The sequence below is a fragment of the Flavobacterium sp. genome, assembly GCF_024642105.1.
Lineage (GTDB): Bacteria > Bacteroidota > Bacteroidia > Flavobacteriales > Flavobacteriaceae > Flavobacterium.
Window position 1 is genome coordinate 1 of record NZ_JAHEBT010000035.1, and the last position, 2,913, is coordinate 2,913.

Annotated in this window: 2 protein-coding genes and 1 pseudogene; all 3 read right to left on the minus strand. The window is 36.4% G+C overall.

What is annotated here, in order from left to right:
- A partial coding sequence (locus Q0L65_RS05115; protein ID WP_296684178.1) for a pyridoxal-phosphate dependent enzyme occupies positions 1-668 on the minus strand: 668 nt, incomplete at its 3' end.
- A 32-nt stretch (positions 669-700) separates the two neighbouring features.
- Complete coding sequence (locus tag Q0L65_RS05120) at positions 701-1,630, minus strand: homoserine kinase (RefSeq protein WP_296684180.1); 930 nt, start codon at positions 1,628-1,630, stop codon at positions 701-703.
- Positions 1,631-1,716: 86 nt separating this feature from the next.
- Positions 1,717-2,913 (minus strand): annotated as a pseudogene (locus tag Q0L65_RS05125) (bifunctional aspartate kinase/homoserine dehydrogenase I); the annotation flags it as partial.

A 2,913-nucleotide genomic window follows, 5' to 3' on the forward strand; every position in this document is an offset into this window, starting at 1 on the left:
GGTAACCAACGTGCAATATTGATGGAATTGGCCGAAGTTAAATTTTTATGTTTCAGACTTTCGTCCAAAAAGGCTTTTTTTACCATGTCTTGACAATCGTCAAAAACACCATCTACTTCCAACGCTTTAATATTTTGTCCTAAAGTAGTTAGTTGTTTTTCTTGAATGTCACTTACTTTTCCAGAAGGATACAAAATAACGACATCGACACCCTCTACACCAAGAAAACCACTAGCTACGGCTCCTCCAGTATCTCCCGAAGTAGCTACTAAAACGGTATTTTTTGAGGTTTTGTCATTTCGATTGAAATACCCCAAACAACGTGACATGAAACGCGCACCTACATCCTTGAATGCCATAGTTGGGCCGTGAAATAATTCTAAGGAATAAATTCCTTTTTCTACTTCGACCACCGGAAAGTCAAAACATAAGGTGTCTTTAATAATAGCTCGAAGTTCGGTTTCAGGAATTTCATCGCCTACAAATTGTTGGATGGCTTGAAAAGCAATTTCTTCGTTACTTAAGTTTTCGATAGTATCAAAAAAGTCTGCTGATAAAGGTGTAATGTTTTCTGGAAAATACAATCCTCTATCGGTTGCTAATCCTTGTATAACTGCTTCTTCAAAAGAAACTTTAGGTGCGTTATGGTTTAAACTGTAATATTTCATTGTATTGTTATTGCTTGGGTAAGCAATTGATTTTATTGTTGATTTAAAATTTTAACTCCTTCAGAATTCACTTTTGAAACGTGAATTTCATAAGGTAGATTGATGGCTTCATATACTGCACTCATGGCTTTGGCAATTTTGTCTGCTGTTTCCTTTCCTTTGCTTAATGCAAAAATGGAAGGACCTGAACCTGATATTCCAGAACCTAAAGCCCCATTTTCTAAAGCCGCTTGTTTGATTAAATCAAATCCTGGAATTAGAACACTTCGTAAAGGCTCTACAATTTCATCGTGTAAGGAACGACCAATTAAATCGTAATCTTTTGTGTACAATCCCGCGATTAATCCACCCACATTTCCCCATTGCATGATGGCACTTTTTAAAGAAACGGTTTGTTTCAATACCGAACGCGCATCCGAAGTTTTTAATTCAATTTGCGGATGTACTACAGTCGCGTACAGTTCAGAAGGGCTTTCTATTTTGATAATATCCAAAGGACTGTAACTTCTTACTAAGGTAAACCCACCTAAAAGGGCAGGAGCTACGTTATCAGCATGGGCATTACCACAAGCTAATTTTTCGCCTTGCATGGCAAATTGCACTAAGTCTTTGGTTTGGTACGGATATCCTAATAAGGCATTGATACCAAAAACTGCTCCAGCCGAACTAGCAGCACTACTACCAATTCCGCTTCCCGCTTTGATGTTTTTATAAATCTCAATGTCAAAACCAAAGTCAGCATTTACGGTTTCTAATAATGCCAATCCCGCTACTCCAGATACATTGTTTTCTGTTTCCAAAGGCAAATCAGCTCCAACAATTTTGGTAATTCGAATCCCTTTTTGAGTTGATTTCCGAATCACCATTTCGTCACCCACATTGTCAAGACAAAGTCCCAAAACATCGAATCCACAAGAAAGGTTGGCAATAGTTGCTGGGCAAAATAGTTTTATTTCATTCATAATTTTGGTTGTTGGTTGTCGGTTTTCGGTTGTCGGTTTTCGGTTGTTTTTATCTATCAACCATCAACTAATAACTATCAACTAATTTATACGTTTCCAATTCGGATGACATCAGCAAATATTCCTGAAGCCGTTACAGCAGCACCTGCACCCGCACCTTTGATTAACAAAGGCTGATCCACATAACGATCGGTGTAGAACAATACGATATTGTCTTTTCCTTCTAAATTATAAAAAGGATGGTCTTTCGGAATGAATTGTAAACCAACGCTTGCTTTGCCATTTTCAAATTGAGCAACATATTTCAAACGTGACTCTTTGTTTTTAGCTTCATTGTACAATGTGTCAAAATGAGCAGCATTTTTTTGCAATGAGGCGAAAAAGGCTTCGTTTGATGTGGTTGCTAAACATTCAGCAGGCATAAACGATTCGTTTGCAATAGCTTCAATATCCATTTGGTAGCCGCTTTCGCGAATTAAGATTAGAATTTTTCTAGCTACGTCAATTCCGCTCAAATCAATTTTCGGGTCTGGTTCAGTGAATCCTTGAACACCAGCTTCTTTTACTACATCATGAAACGAATGGTTTTCGTCAAAGTTATTGAAGATGAAATTCAAACTTCCAGATAATACGGCTTGAATTTTGTTCACTTTATCACCTGAAGCAATTAAGTTCTTTACGGTGTCAATAATTGGTAATCCCGCTCCAACATTCGTTTCAAATAAGAAAGGGGCGTTGTATTGACGTGATAGATTTTTTAAATGTTTGTAATTGTCATAAGCTGATGAACACGCAATTTTGTTACAAGTTACGACACCAACACTTTGTTTTAAGTATTGCTCATAGGTTTTGGAAACACTTTCATTAGCTGTAATATCAACAAAGATGCTATTTCTTAGATTCAACTCTTTTACTTTAGCAATGAATAGTTCTTGATTCGCTGTTTCTCCATTGTTTAAAACAGTTTGCCACTCTTTCAAAGAAATTCCGTCTTCGTCAAAGTGCATTTTTCTAGAATTAGACAAGGCAACGACTCTTAAGTTGATTTTTAGATTTTCTTTTAAGAATTTTTTCTGTTGGTGAATTTGCTCAATGAATTTTTCTCCTACATTTCCAACTCCCATTACAAATAGGTTCAATTGTTTGGTGTTTTCTTCAAAGAAATTTTCGTGTAATGTATTTAATGCTTTTTTGACATCTCTTTCATTGATTACGGCAGAAATATTTCTTTCTGAAGCGCCTTGAGCAATAGCACGAATGTTTACGTTATTCTTACCTAAAGT

Bases quoted from the DNA above. Each gene is read 5' to 3' on its own strand.
- Q0L65_RS05120 (WP_296684180.1), bottom strand. From the start codon at position 1,630: ATGAATGAAATAAAACTATTTTGCCCAGCAACTATTGCCAACCTTTCT.